Consider the following 19541-nt stretch of genomic DNA (forward strand, 5'->3'; position numbering starts at 1 on the left):
CTCGGAGACCCTCGGTTTAGTCTCGGAGCATGGATTCTGGGCCGCGTCGACGCCAGCTCACCGTGCGCCATTCCGGCCTTGCCGCCCTGTTGGTCGTGCTGTGCGGATTCTTCGTCGCCGCGCCTTCCACCGCCTTCGCTCACGACGAGCTGATCGGCAGTACCCCCGACGACGGCGAGATCGTCGAGACCGGCCCGAGCGAGATCGACCTGCGGTTCAGCGCGAATCCGCTCGAGGGTGCGGGCGCGACCGAGGTTCTCGTTGTCGATCCTTCGGGAGCCGAGATCCAGCAGGGCGATCCGATCCTCGACCGAAACGGCGTGATCCAGGAGTTGTCCGGAACCGACGAACGCGGCACCTATACGGTCGTCTGGCGCATCGTCTCCAGTGACGGTCACCCCATCTCGGGCGAGCTGGCCTTCTCGGTCGGCGAGACATCCGTGCCCGCCGATATCGCCACGACGACCGACGCCGACGCGGGCGACGCAACGGATGCCGAAGCGGATTCCGGAGGCTTCGATCTCACCCTGATCTGGATCATCATCGGCATCGTCGCGGTCGGTCTCGGCGGCGCTCTCGTCGCCATCCTGATGGCCCGCGCCCGCGGCCGAAACAACGACGTCTAAGCGGTCGCGGAACAGCCTCCGACCCCGGCGCGGGAGCCTCGCGCGGGGTCTAGGCTTGAAGGTATGCCTCACTACGACGTCGTCATTCTCGGTGCTGGCCCCGGCGGATATGTCGCGGCCGTGCGAAGCGCTCAGCTCGGTCTCTCGGTGGCCATCATCGAGCAGAAGTACTGGGGCGGTGTCTGCCTGAACGTCGGCTGCATCCCTTCCAAGGCCCTGCTGCGCAACGCGGACCTCGCCCACGTTTTCACCCACCAGGCCGAGCAGTTCGGCATCTCGGGAGACGCGCACTTCGACTTCGGCACCGCGTGGGACCGCAGCCGCAAGGTCGCAGACACCCATGTCAAGGGCATCCACTTCTTGATGAAGAAGAACAAGGTCACCGAGTACGAGGGCCGCGGTTCATTCGTCGACGCGAACACGATCGATGTCGCCAAGGCCGACGGTCAGACCGAGCGGCTGACATTCGACAACGCGATCATCTCGACCGGCGCGAAGGTCCGCCTCCTGCCCGGCGTCGAGCTGAGCGAGAACGTCGTGACGTACGAAGAGCAGATCATGACGCGGGGCCTGCCGAAGTCCATCGTGATCGTCGGCGCCGGCGCGATCGGCATGGAGTTCGCTTTCATCATGACGAACTTCGGCGTCAAGGTCACGATCATCGAGTTCCTCGACCGCGCTCTGCCGAATGAGGACGCGGATGTCTCGAAGGAGATCGCCCGTCAGTACAAGAAGTACGGCGTCGACATCCTGACCTCGACCAAGGTCGAGTCGGTGACGGATCACGGTGACCACGTGACCGTGACCTACACGCCCAACAGCGGCGGCGAGACGCAGTCGATCGACACCGACAAGGTCATGATGTCGATCGGGTTCGCGGCGAACGTCGAGGGCTATGGGCTCGAGAACACGGGCGTGAAGCTCACCGACCGCGGCGCGATCGAGATCGACGACTTCATGCACACGAACGTCCCCCACATCTACGCGATCGGTGACGTGACCGCCAAGCTGCAGCTCGCGCATGTCGCCGAGGCACAGGGCGTCGTCGCGGCCGAGACGATCGGCAAGGCCGAGACGATGGCGCTGGGCGACTACCGTATGATGCCGCGCGCGACGTTCTGCTCGCCGCAGGTCGCCTCGTTCGGTCTGACCGAGCAGCAGGCACGCGACGCGGGCTACGACGTCAAGGTCGCCAAGTTCCCCTTCTCGGCGAACGGCAAGGCCAATGGCCTCGGCGAGCCGATCGGGTTCGTCAAGCTCATCGCCGATGCCGAGCACCTCGAGCTGATCGGCGGCCACCTGATCGGCCCCGACGTGTCGGAGCTGCTGCCGGAGCTGACGCTGGCCCAGAAGTGGGATCTGACCGCGCTCGAGGCCGCGCGCAACGTCCACACCCACCCGACGCTGTCGGAGGCCGTGCAAGAGGCCTTCCACGGCCTCGCCGGCCACATGATCAATATGTGAGCCGAAAGGACTCAATGCGCGCGCAGAGCGCGTTGAGTCCTTTGCGGCTCAGGTTGAGCGAGCGAAGCGAGTCGAAACCAACGGACGCGTACGTTTGAGCGTTTCGTCTCGTCGCTTCGCTCCTCGCTCAACGACCGGGGCGGCCGAGGGCGCGGTGCAGCTTCGAACCGGATGCCGCGGGCACTCCCCCGACGGCGGCGACGGCGGCATCGACCGCCGCGAAGAAATCGGCGCGGCCACGCTCATCCGCGGGCGCGGCGGGGCCGAGCTCGACCTCCCATTCGCGCCAGTTCGTCGCGGCACCCGTCTGGAGGTCTGTGGCCTGGACGTGGTCGTCGACGAACTCGGCGATGACGGCGCCCGAGGCATCCTGAAGCAGGATCGCGTGCCGTTGGTTCCGGACGCGCGCGATGGGGCGTAGTTCATCGTCACCGCACCATTCGGTCACCGACGAGCGAACATCGGTGGGCACAGCCACCGCGAGCGGATCGGACGGCAGAGCCTCGCCCAGCGGCCATCCCCACTCGTGGCGACCATCGGTGGCGCTGGACTTGACGTGCCACCCCTCATCGGGACCACCCGTCCGGCGCCGCAGCGCCACAGCCCGGCGCGCCAGAGAGAGCTCTGCCGTATCGAAATAGATCGCATCCAGCGGCCGTAACTCGGGCGGCCAGACACCGGCCACACCCGGAAGCGAGGCCAGATCCGGCAACCGGGTGGCCTCGCTCACGTCGTATTTGCGCTCGACCTCGATCGAGCGCGTCGGCTCACTCGTCGCTCGGCCTGATCTCTTGCGTCTCTTCGACGTAAACGAACGTGGCCTGCGTGGGGCCATCCGATTCGCCGGTCTGCTCGAGCTCGCCCTGACGGCGGTAGACGATCTGACCCTCGCTGTAGGGCAGGACGAGCGAGTCGTCGTCGGCATCTTCGAGGGGTACCACCTGGCCGTCGAGCGGCCCTCCGGAAAGTCGTGCAATAGACATAATTCCTCCTTCTTCGACCCTACCCCGCGGGTACGACAGGACCCCGTTCGCCGCGGTCGGATCACGTCAGATGAGACGCCTATGATCAGTCGCATGAAGGCCATTCGCACGTTCACGGTCCGACCCGTCCTCGCCGAAAGCATCGCGGCACTCGACACGCTCGCCGCCAACTGGCGTTGGTCGTGGAGTCGCGCCACGCACGCCCTCTTCGAGTCCATGGATCCCGCGGTCTGGGCGAAGGTCGGAGAGAACCCGGCCCGGATGCTCGGGGCGCTGGGGCAGGAGCGCCTGGACGCCCTCGCCCGCGATGACGCCTTCGTCGACCGCGTCACGGAAGAGGCCGATCGCCTCGAGGCGTATCTGACGCAGCCGCGGTGGTTCCAGCGCGTCCAGGGCCCGAAGCCCGAGCACATCGCGTACTTCTCCCCCGAGTTCGGGGTCGACGGCTCCCTCCCCCAGTATTCGGGTGGCCTCGGCATCCTGGCCGGCGATCACCTCAAGAGCTGCTCGGACCTCGGCGTGCCACTGACCGGCATCGGCCTGTTCTACCGCGCGGGGTACTTCCGCCAGTCGATCGGCGACGACGGCTGGCAGCGCGAGAGCTATCCGCTGCTCGACCCCCACGGCCTCGGCCTGACGCTGCTGCGCGACGAAGCCGGTACCCCGGTCGAGGTGTCGCTCGACATCACCGGCGGTCGCGTGCTGCACGCGCGCATCTGGGTGGCCGACATCGGACGCGTGCCTCTCCTGCTGCTTGACTCCGAGACGCCCTCGAACACGGAAGAGATGCGTCGGGTCACCGACCGTCTCTACGGCGGTGGTGGCGAGCATCGCTTGCTACAAGAGGCACTGCTCGGAATCGGCGGCGTTCGCGCCCTGCGCGCCTGGTGCCGTGTCACCAGCCGGCCCGAGGCCGATGTCTATCACACGAACGAGGGCCACGCGGGACTGCAGGGCATCGAGCGGATGTCCGAGCTCATCACCCACGATGGCCTGACGTTCGACGAGGCCCTGGCGCAGGTGCGCGCGTCGACGGTGTTCACGACGCACACTCCCGTTCCCGCCGGAATCGACCGATTCCCGAAGGATCTGATCGCCGACTACCTGACCGCCGGTGTCGTCAGCGGCATCGATCCGCAGCGCGCCCTCGCGCTCGGGCTCGAGAGCTGGCCGGGCGGCGACCCGAGCGTGTTCAACATGGCCGTGCTCGGCCTACACCTCGGCCAGCACGCGAATGGCGTCTCACTGCTGCACGGCGAGGTCAGCCGCGGAATGTTCGGTCAGCTCTGGCCGGGCGTCGACACCGACGAGGTTCCCATCACCTCGATCACGAACGGCGTCCACCCGCCCACCTGGCTGCACCCCGCCCTCAAGGGCCTGAGCGAGCGGGCCTTCGGCGACGCCCACGTCGAGACCCATGACTGGACGGATGTCGCGCGCGTCTCAGACCGTGAGCTCTGGGACACCCGCTCGACGATGAAGGGCGAGCTGGTCGACGAGGCGCGCAGCCGCACCGGCCTCGCCGGCGTGCTCGATCCCGAGGCACTCACGATCGGGTTCGCGCGTCGCGTGCCGACCTACAAGCGTCTGACCCTCATGCTGCGGGATCCCGAGCGGTTGACGCGGATCCTGACCGACCCCGAGCATCCGGTGCAGATCATCGTCGCCGGAAAGTCACACCCCGCGGATGACTCGGGCAAGCAGATGATCCAGGAGCTCGTGCGTTTCAGCCGCGACCCGAAGGTGCGTGGGCGGATCGTCTTCCTGCCCGACTATGACATCTCGCTCGCCAAGACGCTCTTCCCGGGCTGCGACGTGTGGCTGAACAACCCGATCCGGCCGCTCGAGGCATCCGGAACGTCCGGTATGAAGGCGGCGCTCAACGGAGCGCTCAACCTGTCGATCCTCGACGGATGGTGGGACGAGTGGTTCGACGGGCAGAACGGCTGGGCGATCCCCACGGCCGATACGGCGGGATCGGACGACGAGCGAGACGATGCCGAGGCATCCGCTCTCTACGACCTGATCGAGCACCAGCTGGTGCCGAAGTTCTTCGACCGCACGGACGGTGTGCCGAGCGAATGGCTCGGGATGGTGCGGCACACGATGAAGGTGCTCGGACAGAAGGCGACGAGCGACCGGATGGTGCGGGAATACGTCGCCCGCCTGTACACCCCGGCGTCCGAGCATGCCACCGAGCTGCGCGCCGATGACTTCGCGCTGGCGCGTGAGCTCGCGGCGTACACGGAACACGTGCGGGCCGCATGGCCGTCAGTGCACATCGCGAGCGTGGACGGGTCGGGCATCGCCCAGCAGGCGGCGGCGGGTGACGTGCTCGAGGTGCGCGCCGCGGTTGCACTCGATGGGCTTTCCGCCGCGGATGTCGCCGTGCAACTCGTGTGCGGCACGACGGATGCCGAGGACGCCATCACGGGCGAGCGCTCGATCGTGCCGCTCACGCCGTCCGGCGACGCGGTCGACGGGCTGACAATATTCACGGGCACCGTGCCGCTGGCCGTGACGGGTCCGTTCGGCTACACGGTGCGGGTCGTGCCGACGCATCCGCAGCTCGTCTCGGATGTCGAGCTCGGCCTCGTCACGTACGCCTCGTAATCCGTGCGACCGTTTGTGCTGCTCGCCACGCGGGCCGAGGACCTGCCCGCGGACGAGGAGTACGCCGCGATGCTGCGCGCCGCCGGGCTCGACGAGCGCGATCTGATCCGGGTGCGGCTGGAGGCCGGGCCGATGCCCGCTCTGGATCTCGACTCTCTGTCGGGCATCATCGTCGGCGGCGGCCCGTTCAACGCTTCGGACGCGCCCGAAGCGAAATCGCCGGTGCAGCAACGCGTCGAGGCGGAATTCGCGACGCTGCTCGACCGGGTCGTTCCGGCCGACTTCCCGTTCTTCGGGGCCTGCTACGGCATCGGCACACTGGGCGCGCACGAGGGCGCGGTGATCGACAGAACGTTCGGTGAGCCGATCAGCGTCGTGCCGGTCACACTCACCGATGAGGGCGCGCGCGACCCGCTCTTCGCGGGGTTACCGACAGAGTTCGGGGCGTTCGTCGGACACAAAGAGGCGGTGTCGCGACTGCCCGCACACGCCGTGCACCTGGCATCCTCGGCCGGATGTCCCGTCCAAGCCTTCCGCGTCGGACAGAACGTCTACGCAACGCAGTTCCATCCCGAACTCGACGTCGACGGCATCACGACGCGCATCCACGCATACGCGGGCCACGGATACTTCGCCGCGCACGAACTCGAGCTGACCCTGGCGGCGGTGCGCACGGCGCCGGTGTCGCATCCGTCACGGATGCTCCGGACCTTCGTCGAGCGCTACGCGCGCGACTGAACAAGAAAAGCCGAGCGCTACGACGGCGGCTGAGCGCTGAGGCCCGCGAGCGGTCAGGCCACGAGGCGGACGGGCACGGATGTCTCGAGCTCGGGCCGCACGCGCGCGAGGGCCGGGCCGAGCCCTAGGTCGACGAGCCGGATCGCGCCCGCGAACTCGGGCCCGCGTCCCCGGACGAGGCCGGCCTTCAGGGCGCCGAAGGTCACGGTGACATCGGCCGGGAGGACGGCATCGTCCGCCGAACCGTCGTCGGGGTGCAGCCCGCTCGGCAGGTCGACCGCGACGACGCGCGGCCGGTCGGGGGCGCCCGATCGGACCGCGGGAATCAGCGTCTCGACGGCGGCGCGAGCAATGCCGCGCAAAGCAGGCGCGGCGGAGGTACCGATCCCCAGAATTCCGTCGACGATCACGCGATAGCCGGCGGCGCCGGCGCGCACGTCGTCGAGACCGACGCACCGTGTACCGGCGCGGCGGGCGGCACCCAGCCCCTCACTGTGCGCGCGGTCGGACGTCAGCAGCAGATCCACGCGCACGCCCGAGGCCGCGAGCGAGGCCGCCGCGAAGAGCGCGTCCCCGCCGTTGTTGCCCGTGCCTGCGAGCACCAGGACCGGCCCCGCGGGTTCAACGGATGCCTCGAGCAGGTCGTGAACGCACGCGTCTGTGGCCGCGGCGGCTCGGGCCATGAGGGGCTCACCCGCCTCCAATAAGGGCTGCTCCGCGGCACGGACCGCTAGGGCCGAGTAGGCGGGTGTGAGGACGCCGATGTCGCTCATTTTTTTCCCTTCGGTTCGGCGAGCGCCGCTTCGCGCTCTTTCTTTTCGTCTTCGCGGGCTCGGTCGAGCTCTGCTTTCGCCGCCTCCAGTGCGATCTCCGAGCGCCGGACGCGCCGCGCGAGGAAGGTGGGGGCGCCGTATCGCGAGCGCACGCGATCTCGATCATCCTCGATGCCGGTCAGGACGTAGGCCGCAGAAATCAGAATGACCTGACTCGAGAGGTTGAACCAGAGCAGCAGGGCGATGAGCGCCGCGAACGAAGCGAGCAGAGGGTTGGCGCGCGCTCCCCCGACGAACAGGCCCGACAACTGCTGGAGCACGACGAGCCCGAATCCGCCGATCAGCGCGCCGGTCCAGAGTGCTCGCTTCGGCGCCTTGACGCCGGACAGCACGATGAACATGACGGCGATGACCAGCGTGTCGAGCACGAAGACGACGACCGCCGACAGCAGCCACGTTCCCCAGGAGGACAGCGGATGATCGGCCGGCAAACCGAACCATCCACCGACGACATCCACCAGGGCAGTGCCGAAAAATGTCACGCCCGCAGCGACCACGAGGGCAACGCCCACACCGACCGCCACGGCGAGGTTCCGCAGCAGCGCCCAGACGATGAAGATGTCTTCGTTGGGCTGATCGGCGAGCGAGCGCAGCGCGGAACGCACCTGACCCACGGAACCGATCGCCGCACCGATCAGACCGATCGACGACAGCACACCCGTCAGACTCAGGCCGGCAGGAGCTTGGATGTCGGATGGATCGACCAGCCCGTCCTCGCCGACGAGACCGGGGATGACCGAGTTGACCGCGTTCAGAAGCGCTTGCCACGCGACCGCATCGCCCGAGAGCCACAGCGCCGCAATCGAGAACCCGAGCAGGACGGCCGCGAAGACCGCGAACAGCAGGCGGTAGGTGATGCTGTCGGCGAGCATCGGTCCGCGGTGCTCCGAGTAGAGAAGGAATGCGCGGATGGGCTTGCGCTGCAATGCCCACGCGATGATCCGGGCGATGGGTGGTCGGGGCGCCTGCGCGGAGGCTTCGGTGTCGGCCATCAGGTCAGGCTAATCGCGCACACGCTACCGTGCAGCGTCTTGACAGCCGAGACATCCGCTCACACTCATCCGACCAACCGATCCCGGACGCCGCGGTGGCAATGGCGTCGCGCGCACCGGGCCACGCACACCCTCGCCCCTAGATGAGTGAGTCCGTTTGGTTCAGTGGTCGTAGGCGATGAGGGAGCGTTTGGCGGGGGCGTTGGTGAGCCAGTTGTGCCAGATGCCGGCGGCGAGGGCGAGGAGTCTTGCGGCGACGCGGGAGTAGACGCCTGCGGGGGTTCTGCCGCCGTGGTCTTCGAGGGTGAGTTGGCCTTTGAGGGTGTCGAACACGGACTCGACCCATTGTCGGATGCTGCCGAGTTTCCCGAACCTGGGGGTCTCGTCTTTGCGGTCGGGGCGGATCAGGTGCGCGCCGAGGTCGTTGGTGACGAAGTCCTCGAACTGCTTCCCAGCGAAGCCTTTGTCGCCAACGATCACCTGTCCAGGCTGGATGAGGTGTCGGTCGTGGTCGAGCATCGCTTGGGTGGCTTCGCGTTCACCGATCTTCGGGCTCGCGAGTCCCCAGATCACGGGCATTCCGTCGGGAGTGCAGATCAGATAGAGCCGGAAGCCCCAGAAGTATCGGGAGTGGGATGCGCAGTATCCGTAGTCGGCGTGCCCGGCGAGGTCTGAGCGTTTCACGGTCTCCCGCGATTTCCCGCACGGTAGCGGGGTCGAGTCCACCAGCCGGGTGATCTCACCCCAGGACGGGGTGTCACGGGCCAGCTCGGTGATCACCGCAGAGAGAAGCCCGGTGGATTGGCGGACGCGTTTGCCCCACCCGGACTGGCCGGGCAGGTTCGGGAACATGCCCTTCAGGTGAGCGTGCGCGTATCGGATCCATTTCCGATCCGACGCGATCCCGAGCAGGTGTTGCGCGACCAGCAGGCAGAGCAATTCCGCGTCGTTGAGGGCGGGTTTGCGGCCCGGGTGGTGATCGCGGGTGAAGCCGATCGCGGGCAGGATCCGGTCATCGAGGTGGACGTAGAGTGTGATCAGGAGGGTGTTGAGTTCAGTTTTCACACACCGGGGTTAACACCCTCCGCCTGCGATTAACAGCATCCACGCCGACCCAGCCAAACGGACTCACTCATCTAGGATGGAGCGCGGCAGGAGAGGTGTACACACGTGCGCGGTATTTATCAGACGTTGGTGCTCACGGGCGCGGTCACCGCAGCCCAGATGACCGAGGCCGTGGCGCGGTTCGGGGACACCAGCGAACTCGAGCGTCACCTGGTCGACGAAGGCGTCGTGACCGAGTGGCAACTCGCCGAGGCCGTCGCCGCACACACCGGTCACCGCGCCGTCGACATATCGGGAGCGGTGCTCGATCCGCAGACGATCGCTCTGGTTCCCGGTTCGCTCAGCCGCCGCTATCGCATCCTTCCTCTCGAGCGTGCGGGAAACCGGCTGATCCTGGCGATGGTCGATCCGACCGACATCATCGCGATCGACGATGTGACGAGCGTGACCGACCTGCGCGTCGAACCCGTGGTTGTCGCCGCCGACGCGCTGCGGCAGGCGTTCGAGCGCTACCTGCGCTCCGACGAAGAGTTGAGCGATCTGTCCGAGCAGATCGGCGAGACGAATCAGACGTCAACTTTGTCGTTCACCGAGACCCTCGACGATCAGGATGTCGACGCCCCGGTTGTGCGATTCGTCAACCTGCTGATCGCCCAGGCCATCAACGACCGCGCCAGCGACATCCACGTCGAACCCGGCGAGCATCAGCTGACTGTCCGGTTCCGCATCGACGGTGTGCTGCACGAGATGCAGCGAGCCGACCGCGGCATTCAGGACGGCATCATCTCGCGCCTGAAGATCATGTCGTCGATCGACATCGCCGAGCGTCGCCGTCCCCAGGACGGTCGCCTCTCGGTGCACCATGAGGGACGCCAGATCGACCTGCGCGTGGCGACCCTGCCGACCGTGTGGGGCGAGAAGATCGTCATGCGCATCCTCGACAACACCGGGCAATCCATGGCGATGACCGACATGAACATGTCGGCGGGCAACCTCGCCCGGTTCGAGAAGGCGATCCATCGCCCGCACGGCATGGTGCTCGTCACGGGCCCGACCGGATCGGGCAAGTCCACCACTCTTTATACTGCGCTGCGCGACGTCGCCAACCCGCGCGTCAACGCGATCACGGTCGAAGATCCGGTGGAGTACCGCATCGCGGGCGTCAGCCAGGTGCAGGTCAACAACCGCGCCGGCCTCACGTTCGCCGCCGCCCTCCGATCGATCCTGCGGAGCGACCCCGACATCGTGCTCGTGGGCGAGATCCGTGACCACGAGACCGCCGTCATCTCGATCGAGGCATCCCTGACCGGGCACCTCGTGCTCTCGACCCTGCACACGAACGACGCGCCGAGCGCTCTGACGCGACTCGTCGAGATCGGTTGCGAGCCGTTCCTCGTCGCGACCGCGCTCACGGCTGTCGTCGCCCAGCGACTGGCGCGACGCCTGTGCACGAAGTGCCGTCTGCCCCTCACCGAGACGAGCGACGTGCTCACGTCGCTCGGGTTCCCGCACGACCCCACCGACCCGCCCGAGCTGTTCCGCGCGAACGGCTGCCCGACGTGCTCAGGCACCGGCTACCGCGGTCGCATCGCGCTGCACGAGGTGATGGTTCTGACCGAAGAGCTCGAAGAACTCGTCGTGGCGCGCGCGACGGGAACGGAGATGCGCCAGGTGGCTCTCGCATCCGGCATGACGTCGCTGCGGGACGACGGCTGGAGCAAGGTCACGCAGGGCCTGACCACGATCGAAGAAGTTCTGCGCGTCTCGATCTGACGGCGGAGTTGTCTGGATCCATGGGGTGTTCGCTCCCGGCCGCCGCGTAGCGACGACCGGGAGCGGCTCGGCTGTTCTGCGAAGGGGAGAGCGACACAGGCAGCCGAACTCTGATCAGCCGGATTGGCCGAGCTCGCCGTACAGCGAGAAGATCGGGAGATAGAGCGAAATGACCATGCCGCCGATGAGCACGCCGATGCCGACGATCAGCACGGGCTCGATCGTCGCGGTGAGTTGGTCGGTCGCGGTCTGAACCTCGTTCTCGTAGAAGTCCGCGATGCTGGCGAGCATCTCGGCGAGCGTTCCGGACTCTTCACCCACCGACACCATCTGAGCGACCATCGGCGGGAAAACGCCGGACTTCGTGAGCGGGACGGCGAATGAGCGCCCCTGCTTGATGGAGTCCTGGATGTCACGGACGGCGCTCTCGATCACGAAGTTGTTCGAGGCTTGACCGACGATCGAGAGTGCCTGCACGAGGGGCACACCCGATTGCAACATCATCGACAGGTTCCGCGCGAAGCGGGCGACCGCGATCTTGGTCGCGAGCGGACCGAACACGGGCATCTTGAGCTTGAGCGGATCAACCACCTTGCGCACACGCTCCGTCGTCCGGTTCCGCGTCCACCAGATCCACGCAGCAATCACCGCGACTGCCAACAGCGGCAGCAGCCACATCATGTTCTCCGAGAGGGTGACGAGCACCTGCGTCGGCAGCGGCAGTTCGGACCCGATTCCCGCGAACATGTTCTTGAAGATCGGCACGATGAAGGTGACCATCACGAGCACGCCGACGATCGCGATCACGAGCACCACGATCGGGTATGTCGTCGCCGTTCGGATCTTGTTCTGCAGCTCCGCCTCGTTGCTGTAGGTCTCGGCGATAGACGTCAGCGCCTGACCGAGGAATCCACCCGTCTCGCCCACGCGCACGATGCTGATCATGAGCGGCGGGAAGACATCCGGATGCTTCGCGAGCGCCGTCGACAGCGACGAGCCGGACTCGACATCGGCGTGCACCGACACCAGAGCGCTCTGCAGCTGCTTGCCCTCGGTCTGCTCGATCAGGATGGCAAGCGTGCGCATGAGCGGCAACCCGGCGTTGATGAGGCCCGCCATCTGCTTGGACATGACCGCGAGCTCCGCCACCTTGACGCGCTTGCGGAGGCCCGGCACCGAGACATCCCGGTTCAGGCCAGTCTTCGAGACGGGGACGACCGAGACCGGGGTCAGTCCTTGGACGCGCAGCTTCGCGACGACCGCGTTCTCGCTCGACGCCTCGATCGTGCCCTTGACGATCGCGCCGCCGGATCCGTCGACCGCGCGGTAGTTGTACTCCTGTATAACGGGCATGTCAGTTCCCCCATCCGGACAGCTGACGCTCGCCCGCGTGCGACATCCACGCCTCGGCATCCAGATCGCGCGGGCGCACCCGCACGCCGTCCAGGGTCCGTTCGTCAGCCGCGTACGTCCGCGCGATCTTCTCCGAGATGGTGCCGCTCTCAACGAGACGCTTGAGGTCCTGGTCAAAGGTGTGCATGCCGAGTGCCGAGCCTGCTTGCATCGCGGAGTAGATCTGGGCGATCTGGTTCTCGCGGATCATGTTCGCCACGGCGGGAGTGTTGACCAGCACCTCGGTCGCGATCGTGCGGCCTTCGCTCTGTGCGAGGGGCAGCAGCGACTGGCTGATGATTCCCTGCAGCGTGTCGCCGAGCTGGGTGCGTACCTGGTCCTGCTGGTGCGCGGGGAACACGTCGACGATGCGGTTGATGCTCTTCGCCGCGCTCTGCGTGTGCAGGGTCGAGAGCACGAGGTGCCCCGTCTCTGCGGCGGACAGCGCGGTCGAAACGGACACCGCGTCCCGCAACTCGCCGATCAGGATCACATCGGGGTCCTGACGCAGAACGCGTCGGAGGGCTTCGGAGAACGACGCCGTGTCGGAGCCGATCTCGCGCTGGTGGATGAGAGCCGTGCGGCTGGTGTGCTGGAACTCGATCGGATCCTCGATCGTGATGACGTGGGCGGGCAGCGTGCTGTTGATGATGTCGACCATCGCCGTGAGCGTCGTCGACTTGCCCGAACCCGTGGGACCCGTCACCAGGACGAGACCGCGCGGCTTCAGCGCGAGGTCCCGGGCTATGGCGGGCGCACCGAGCTCGGCGAGCGACGACACGCGCGTGGAGATGAAGCGCAGCGCCACCGCAACCGCTCCGACCTGACGGAAGACGTTGACGCGGAAGCGCCCGAGGTTCGTCGAGGCGTACGACAGGTCGACCTCGCCGTGCGTTGCGAAGTCCTCGGCCTGAGCGCTCGACATGATGGAGAGCACCGCTCGCTCGACCCACTCGGCTGACAGAGGATCGGAGAATCCCGGAATCGGGGCCAGGTCCCCGTCCACGCGCATCAGGGCCGGGCGGCCGGACGTCAGGTGCACGTCGGAGGCGCGCGCCGTCGCCGCGGCGGAGAGGATGGCGTCCAAGGCGGAGGTGTCGGACATGAGCGGGCCTCAGTTCTCGGTGCGGACGAACGCCAGGGCGTTCACCGTCAGGTCGTAGGTGTCGGTGCTGGAGGTCAGCGATGAATGGACGATCCCGATCAATCGGGTGCCCTCCCCCAGCGCGTCGATGAATCTCTCGGCCTGCGCCGGGCTCGGAGCCGTCAGGGTGATCGTGAAGGCGACCTGGGTTTGTGGATCATCCACCGGTGCCGCATCCGTGGGTTCGGCTTCCGTCGCATCCGCGGGCAGGGTGCCGTCGGTCGTGGCCTCGGGGATGGGAGCCGACTCGCCTGCGGGCGCCTCGGCGCTCGTGAGGACCGAGGCAGAGGTCAGTGCCGGGCGCGGCGCCCACGCCGACGTGTCGCCGACCGTGACGGTCCGGATGCTCACACCGGCCGTCTGCGCGGCCGCTGCGACGACCTCGAAGACGTCATCGAGTCGCGGGTCCGCGGGGATCTCGCGACGCAGCTCGGCGACGGTGTCTTCGATCTCGTCCATATCGGCCTCGCGCTCGCGGAGCGAGGCGATCTGCGTCTCGTACGTCGCGTTCGTCTGCACCACCAGGTCAGCGTCGGTCGCGGTCGCCGACGATTGCCCGAACAACGGCAGTGCCAGCAGCAACACGCCGGCCGCCAGGACGGCGAGCACCAGGATGCCGCCGATGAGATTCATGAATTGCTTCGGGATGTTCATCCGAGGGCCTCCCCGGCGTACGCGCCCGTGTAAAGCGACTGGTCGAAAGCCGTCCGGAGTCGGTAGATGTAGGTGGTCGCGTCGCTTTCGCCGACCTGCTCAGTCGTCATCTCCAGCGGGTCCACCTGCACGACCCCCGCGACATCACGGAGGGCACGCACCGCCGGGGCGACGTCGATCGGCGTCTGACTGCGCAGCTCCAGCGTTCCGCTGAGCGCGAGGTCGGCGTCGGCGCCGGCCACTGCGGCGTCCGCACCAGCGGCGTCGCCCTCGGCCGTCTCCGCAGAGGCTGCGGGTATCGTCGGCGCGCCGCCGACGGTGAGGTCGAAGCCCGTCACCACCACCCCGGACGGAAGGGCCTCGGCCAGCGAGGTGAAGAGGTCGGACCACACGAGGTCGGATGCCATCGCGTTTGCGCGGAATGTCTCGAGTTCGGTGCTCATCGCGATCGCGCGACTTACCTCGGAGAGCGTGGCGAGCTCGGTCAGCAGCGCAGACGTGCGCAGCTGTTCGGCGGCGAGCCGCTGGTCGGCGTTCCACTTGAGCCAGAACGCACCGCCCGCGAGCATCGCGACGGCGAGCAGAGCCGCCAGCAGACCGAAGCCCCACCGGACCGCCAAGGCGGCGCGCTCGCGTCGCTCGGTCTCGGCGCGAGGCATGAGGTTGACCCGCGGGATCCCCACGGAGGCCGTGGTGGGCAAAAGACGCTTCATCGGTTCACCTCTCCGAGGGTCAGCCCGATCGTCGAGACCAGGTTGAGGTCGAGATCCGTCGAAGGGTCGCCCGTGCCGCTCATTGCGAGGATCGCGTGTGCCGTGACCGCCTGCGGCGCGACGTCGAGCACTCTCGCGAGCTCTCCACGCATCCCCTCGGCTGCCAGACCCGCGCCGCTCACGCATACGGTTGTGATGCGCGTCGCCCCGGGCCTGCCGCGGTAGAACGCCAGTGTGCTGCGGACTCGCGCCGCGAAGTCCGCGACCGCGGGTGCCGCTTCCGCCTGCGCGCGGAGCATAGACCTTCCGCGGACGGCCCCGGGCGCGGTGGCCATTCCCGCCCCCGCGAGCGCCAGTTCGGGCTCGGTCGGCACGACCTCCAGAAGGGTTGCCGAGTGGGCGCGAGCGCGTACCGCGGCGGTGGGGATGTCGAGCGGGATGATGCGCACGAACCGCGGCACTCCGTCGACCGAGACGACGACATAGCTCGTGTGGTCCCCGATGTGCACCATCGCTGTCGCCTCGCCGGGCCGCCCGATACGGGATGAGACGCGCGCAAGCCCGAACGGCACGAGGTCGACGACATCCACCGACAGTTTCGCCTTGGCGAGCGTCGCGATGAGCGTCTCGATCGTCTCCGCGACGGCGGCGACGAGGAGACCCTGAACCTGCCCGTCTTGCTCGGCGTACGGATAGAAGTCGAGCACCGCCTGCGAGACGGGGACCGGCAGCAGGTCTTGCACCTGGAACGGCAGCGACTGACGCAGCAGCTCGGGCTTCATCGCCTGGGTCGAGTACTCGCGGACGAGCACCCGCCGGCTGCCGATGCCGAGCACGACGCGCTTGCCGCTGATGCCCGCGCGGCTCCAGAGCTGACGGATCGCGACGGCCACCGCGTCCGGATCCAGCACTTCGGAATCCCGCGCGGCACCCGGCGGCAGCGGCACCTCGCCCGCTGCGAGGAGCGTGGGCGTCCGCCCGCCGCTCACCTCGACCGCGCGCACACTCTGCTCGGTGATCTCGAGTCCCACGATGGTCTTGGTCATCGTCGGTCCTCCCTTTCCATATGGATCCGCCCGGGACGGGCTGGCTTGGCGCTCATGCGCCGATGAAGAGCTGTAGGTACCAGCGGGCGATGTGTTCGCCCGCCACGATTCCGACCCAGGCGCCGACGAGCATCCACGGTCCGAAGGGGATCGCCGTGCGGCGGCCGGCGCGGCGCGCGAGCAGCAGGACGACACCGAACACGCCGCCGAGGAGGAAGGCCGCGAACGCTCCGACGACGACGCTCCCCCAGCCGAGCCAGCCGAGCTGGATGCCGATGAGGCCGGCGAGTTTGACGTCGCCGCCGCCCATGCCGTCGGGGCGGATCGCCCGCAGGATGGCGTAGAAGGCGAACAGCACCGCCATCGCGATGACGGCCCGCAGGAGGGCCCCCCAGTCGGCGCCGAGCACGCAGGCCAGCGCGAGCAGGACCAGCGACACGACGTAGCTCGGCAGCACGATCGCATTGGGCAGCCGGCGGGTGTCGAGGTCGATGAGGGCGAGCGCAACACTGATCGCCGCGAAGTAAAGGTAGGCGACTGCGACGACCACCGCGGCGGGCGGTGCGCCGGCGGAGTCTGCCATCGCCGGGGCGGCGAAGTACCACGCCACGCCCGCGAAGACCAGCGCGGTGAGCATTTCTACGAGCGGATACCGGGGTGAGATGGGTGTGCGGCACGACGCGCAGCGTCCGCGCAGACCAACCCACGACAGTACCGGCACGTTCTGCCACGGCCGGACCGGCGCGTCGCAGTTCGGGCAGCGGCTCTCGCGGGTGAGCGGAATGCCCGCGGGCACGCGGTAGACGACGACGTTCAGGAACGAGCCAATGACGAGGCCGAAGATGGCCGCGAATGCGACGACCAGGCCCAGCGCGGCGGGGGTGAGTGCGGTCATGGCGCCACCCCGATGTCGTGGGTGGAGAGCAGTGCGAAGATCAGGTCAGAACTGCCTCCGCCCCCGCCACCCGGCCAGGGCTCGATGTCTTTTCCGAAGTCGTAGCCCGGGATGTTCCGCGGCGCGAAGGCAACCTTCACGCCGCCGCCGAACGACAGCTGCCCCGAGTAGACCTGACCCTTGAAGGTCGCGGTGCCACTGTTGAACTTCATCAGGCACGGGGTATAGATGTACACCGCGATCTTCGACTCGACCGTCGAGTCATTGAGCTGCTGCGAGTCGGTCGCGGGACTCGTGCACTGCGGACCGGCGGCGGCGGGATTGCCATCCGGCGTGATCAGAAAGATCGTGTGGGGATTCCCGTCTGCGCTCGAGAACTTCGTACCCGACAGGAACCACCGGTTCGCGATGATCGCGATGTCCCTATTGATCTTGACGTCTTTTTTCGCGTCGCCGGCGTTGGTGTCGAAGTTTCCGGTGCACGCTCGGATGTCGAAGATCATCTTGCTCGTCAGCGCGCCCGCGACCGACGTGACATCGGCCGAGTTGCCGGACCACTTCGCACAGGCGTCGCCCGTGACGGTGGTCAGCTTGTATCCCTCTTCGGCCCACGCCGCCGGCGGCGTGGTCGCGTTGACCGGGGTGAACGTCACGTCCTGCCAATCGGGGATCTCCGGAAGGGTCGGTGCGGCCAGCGCGGTGTCCTTCAGGATCGTTCCCTTCACGATCGTCTTCGCCGGGGTGCCCCAGATGCCGTAGCTGCCCACGTAGCGGAAGTTCTTGTAGATGGTCCCGCTGCCGAGTGTGCTAGCCCCGGAACCTGACGCGCTCACGCTGCCGTACACCGTCCCGCTGTTGAGAGTGAGGGTGCCGCCGAGGAAGAGGTTGCCCTCGGTGCCGCTGGCCTTGCCGACGGTTCCGGCGATGTTGTGATTGGCGTTCTTGGGCGCGACCAGGCTGCCTTCGACCGTGCCGCCGTTGATGTTGGCCGTGCCGCCGATGTACGCGTTGCCCTGAACCAGGCAGCCCGAGTCGATCTGCAGGTCGCCAACCTTGGTGTACACATCTCCCGGGAAAACGGAGCCCCAACCGCACTCGATCTTGCCCGCCGACGCGTACACGCCGGCGGAGCCGACGAACTCGTCGATGCCGACCTCGCTGTTGACGTCGTCGAAGACATACGAGTTCAGGCGCGTGTTCAGACCATAGGTGTAGAACAATCCCGGTCCGCCCGCGGTCGGCGGCTTAGATCCGCCCGAGACGCTGAAGATGGCCTGTCGGGCGACCTCGGCGTTGCCCACCCGCGCAGTCGCGCTGAGCGTGGCGAGGCCGTCGCCGCAGACGAGGGTGTAGTCGTACGTGGGACTGCCCGCGCCATCGACGTGGTCACTGGCTGAGGCTGCGTCGCACGGCAGCTCTCCCGTTTCGAGGCGGCTCGTCTGAGCCGCGATCGCGGCATCGACCGTGGCTTGGGCCTTCGTGCGGTCGCTCGAACTCGCGAGCATGCCCGTGTTGCTGACCACAACGGTGCTCACGGCGAGTCCCCCGATGGTCAACACAAGCATGATGATGAGCACCGAGACCAGGGCGGATCCGGCGTCATCATGCCGCGGTGTGCGCGCGTAGGCGGGCGGAGGGTTCACCAGCATGCCGGGCCCCCCGCCGAGATGACCTGCGAGAGGGCGCCGTCGGTGACGGCGACCTTCACTTCGCCTCGCGTGATCTCCAGGCCGAGCGAGATCCTCGTCCCGCTCTCTTCAAAGGCGGCGGCGGCGCTCAGGTTTCCCTCAACGCCCGAGGTGAGCGACGCCCATGACGCGTCGGCGCTCGGCAGCGCGGTGGTGCCCGCGCTGTAAAGCAACTCACCGGATTGCAGTTGCCAGGCGCGACACTCCCAGGTGCCGCCGTCCGTGAGCAGCACCTTTGCGTCCAATCGCTGCCCCGAGGCGGACACCCTCGCGTCGGCCGACGCCCGCACCGACTCGGTGATCGACGTGGTCGCCGCGTTCAGTTGCGCCGTGGCCGCGCTGCGTTCGGCGGTCTGTTGCTGGGTGGTCAGGCCTGTGACGAAGGTGACGGCGAAGAGCGAGACGAGAACGCTCAGCACTGCGACGATGATGATGAGTTCGACGAGCGAGATGCCGGCGTCGTCCCTGACGGATCGAGAGATCATGCCGCGCCCACCCGGACCCGGGTCGTGACGGCGGTGACGACCTCGCCACCCTGTGACACGGTGACAGTCACGGGAACGGAAGCGGGGAACACCGCAGGGCAGGCGCCGACGGTCAGGCTCGCTTCCGAACCGCTCGCCGGATCGAGGACCGGCGGAGCGGTCTGCAGGGCGCGCAGCGCGAGGCAGCTGGTGGTGACGTCGCCCGGGGTCGCCGGGTAGTCCTGCTGGACCGTGGCGAGCAGGTCATTGGCGAACCCGGTCGCCGCCAGCGAATCGCGGTTTCGCGCACTGACGTCCGTGGTGCCGACGAGGAGCGGCAGCACTGCCAGCGAGAGCACCGCCAACACGAACATCGCGATGACGAGCTCGACGAGGCTGAAGCCGCTGTCATCTTGATTCTTACGAGGCATGTCTCTCCCACATCCTCAGAACTGACG

General features: G+C 67.5%; 19 protein-coding genes. 5 read left to right on the plus strand and 14 right to left on the minus strand.

Annotated elements, in window-relative coordinates; translation table 11 throughout:
* Positions 1 to 29 precede the first annotated feature (29 nt).
* Positions 30 to 626: a copper resistance CopC family protein gene (locus ACT9TC_RS02845; protein ID WP_458041937.1), complete on the plus strand. Its 597-nt coding sequence runs from the start codon at positions 30 to 32 to the stop codon at positions 624 to 626.
* A 63-nt stretch (positions 627 to 689) separates the two neighbouring features.
* Positions 690 to 2090, plus strand: coding sequence for a dihydrolipoyl dehydrogenase (lpdA, locus tag ACT9TC_RS02850; RefSeq protein ID WP_458041938.1), 1401 nt, complete (start codon positions 690 to 692; stop codon positions 2088 to 2090).
* Positions 2091 to 2217: 127 nt separating this feature from the next.
* Here the strand turns inward: lpdA and ACT9TC_RS02855 are convergent, their stop codons facing one another.
* On the minus strand, positions 2218 to 2925 hold the full coding sequence (locus tag ACT9TC_RS02855; RefSeq protein ID WP_458041939.1) for a CYTH domain-containing protein: 708 nt from the start codon (positions 2923 to 2925) through the stop codon (positions 2218 to 2220).
* Complete coding sequence (locus tag ACT9TC_RS02860; protein WP_036296464.1) at positions 2858 to 3073, minus strand: hypothetical protein; 216 nt, start codon at positions 3071 to 3073, stop codon at positions 2858 to 2860. The genes ACT9TC_RS02855 and ACT9TC_RS02860 overlap by 68 nt, the downstream gene beginning before the upstream one ends.
* Before the next feature lie 93 nt (positions 3074 to 3166).
* Here ACT9TC_RS02860 and glgP point away from each other — a divergent pair, with 93 nt between their 5' ends.
* Together glgP and ACT9TC_RS02870 are read left to right on the plus strand one after the other, a co-directional pair.
* Positions 3167 to 5686, plus strand: coding sequence for an alpha-glucan family phosphorylase (glgP, locus tag ACT9TC_RS02865; RefSeq protein ID WP_100812907.1), 2520 nt, complete (start codon positions 3167 to 3169; stop codon positions 5684 to 5686).
* 3 nt (positions 5687 to 5689) lie between these two features.
* Positions 5690 to 6424, plus strand: coding sequence for a glutamine amidotransferase (locus ACT9TC_RS02870; RefSeq protein WP_100812889.1), 735 nt, complete (start codon positions 5690 to 5692; stop codon positions 6422 to 6424).
* 53 nt (positions 6425 to 6477) lie between these two features.
* Here ACT9TC_RS02870 and ACT9TC_RS02875 read toward each other — a convergent pair whose 3' ends face one another.
* The 3 genes from ACT9TC_RS02875 to ACT9TC_RS02885 form a co-directional block, all read right to left on the minus strand.
* On the minus strand, positions 6478 to 7197 hold the full coding sequence (locus ACT9TC_RS02875) for an NAD(P)H-hydrate epimerase (protein WP_458041940.1): 720 nt from the start codon (positions 7195 to 7197) through the stop codon (positions 6478 to 6480).
* Positions 7194 to 8249, minus strand: coding sequence for a YihY/virulence factor BrkB family protein (locus ACT9TC_RS02880; protein WP_458041941.1), 1056 nt, complete (start codon positions 8247 to 8249; stop codon positions 7194 to 7196). Before ACT9TC_RS02880 ends, ACT9TC_RS02875 begins: the two co-directional genes overlap by 4 nt.
* Before the next feature lie 162 nt (positions 8250 to 8411).
* The gene (locus tag ACT9TC_RS02885) at positions 8412 to 9314 is read right to left on the minus strand and encodes an IS982 family transposase (protein WP_458041326.1); all 903 of its coding nucleotides are present in this window, start codon (positions 9312 to 9314) and stop codon (positions 8412 to 8414) included.
* A gap of 105 nt (positions 9315 to 9419) precedes the next feature.
* Here ACT9TC_RS02885 and ACT9TC_RS02890 point away from each other — a divergent pair, with 105 nt between their 5' ends.
* Positions 9420 to 11087: a GspE/PulE family protein gene (locus tag ACT9TC_RS02890; RefSeq protein WP_458041942.1), complete on the plus strand. Its 1668-nt coding sequence runs from the start codon at positions 9420 to 9422 to the stop codon at positions 11085 to 11087.
* A 114-nt stretch (positions 11088 to 11201) separates the two neighbouring features.
* Here ACT9TC_RS02890 and ACT9TC_RS02895 read toward each other — a convergent pair whose 3' ends face one another.
* The 9 genes from ACT9TC_RS02895 to ACT9TC_RS02935 are packed head-to-tail and all read right to left on the minus strand — an operon-like array spanning position 11202 to position 19514.
* Complete coding sequence (locus ACT9TC_RS02895; RefSeq protein WP_458041943.1) at positions 11202 to 12440, minus strand: type II secretion system F family protein; 1239 nt, start codon at positions 12438 to 12440, stop codon at positions 11202 to 11204.
* 1 nt (position 12441) lies between these two features.
* Complete coding sequence (locus tag ACT9TC_RS02900) at positions 12442 to 13584, minus strand: type IV pilus twitching motility protein PilT (protein WP_458041944.1); 1143 nt, start codon at positions 13582 to 13584, stop codon at positions 12442 to 12444.
* A 9-nt stretch (positions 13585 to 13593) separates the two neighbouring features.
* Positions 13594 to 14277 carry a hypothetical protein gene (locus ACT9TC_RS02905; RefSeq protein WP_458041945.1) on the minus strand — a complete coding sequence of 228 codons (684 nt, stop codon included), beginning with the start codon at positions 14275 to 14277 and terminating at the stop codon, positions 13594 to 13596.
* Complete coding sequence (locus tag ACT9TC_RS02910; RefSeq protein ID WP_458041946.1) at positions 14274 to 14990, minus strand: hypothetical protein; 717 nt, start codon at positions 14988 to 14990, stop codon at positions 14274 to 14276. The genes ACT9TC_RS02905 and ACT9TC_RS02910 overlap by 4 nt, the downstream gene beginning before the upstream one ends.
* A complete protein-coding gene (pilM, locus tag ACT9TC_RS02915; RefSeq protein ID WP_458041947.1) occupies positions 14987 to 16036 on the minus strand; it encodes a type IV pilus biogenesis protein PilM in 1050 nt (349 codons plus the stop codon). The genes ACT9TC_RS02910 and pilM overlap by 4 nt, the downstream gene beginning before the upstream one ends.
* Before the next feature lie 52 nt (positions 16037 to 16088).
* Positions 16089 to 16931, minus strand: coding sequence for a prepilin peptidase (locus tag ACT9TC_RS02920; RefSeq protein ID WP_458041948.1), 843 nt, complete (start codon positions 16929 to 16931; stop codon positions 16089 to 16091).
* The gene (locus ACT9TC_RS02925; protein ID WP_458041949.1) at positions 16928 to 18580 is read right to left on the minus strand and encodes a pilus assembly PilX family protein; all 1653 of its coding nucleotides are present in this window, start codon (positions 18578 to 18580) and stop codon (positions 16928 to 16930) included. Before ACT9TC_RS02925 ends, ACT9TC_RS02920 begins: the two co-directional genes overlap by 4 nt.
* Positions 18571 to 19104 (minus strand): hypothetical protein, encoded by a 534-nt coding sequence (locus ACT9TC_RS02930; RefSeq protein ID WP_458041950.1) that lies wholly within the window; start codon positions 19102 to 19104, stop codon positions 18571 to 18573. The genes ACT9TC_RS02925 and ACT9TC_RS02930 overlap by 10 nt, the downstream gene beginning before the upstream one ends.
* Positions 19101 to 19514, minus strand: coding sequence for a PulJ/GspJ family protein (locus ACT9TC_RS02935; protein WP_458041951.1), 414 nt, complete (start codon positions 19512 to 19514; stop codon positions 19101 to 19103). Before ACT9TC_RS02935 ends, ACT9TC_RS02930 begins: the two co-directional genes overlap by 4 nt.
* Positions 19515 to 19541 lie beyond the last annotated feature (27 nt).

This window comes from Microbacterium sp. HM-570 (assembly GCF_054165885.1).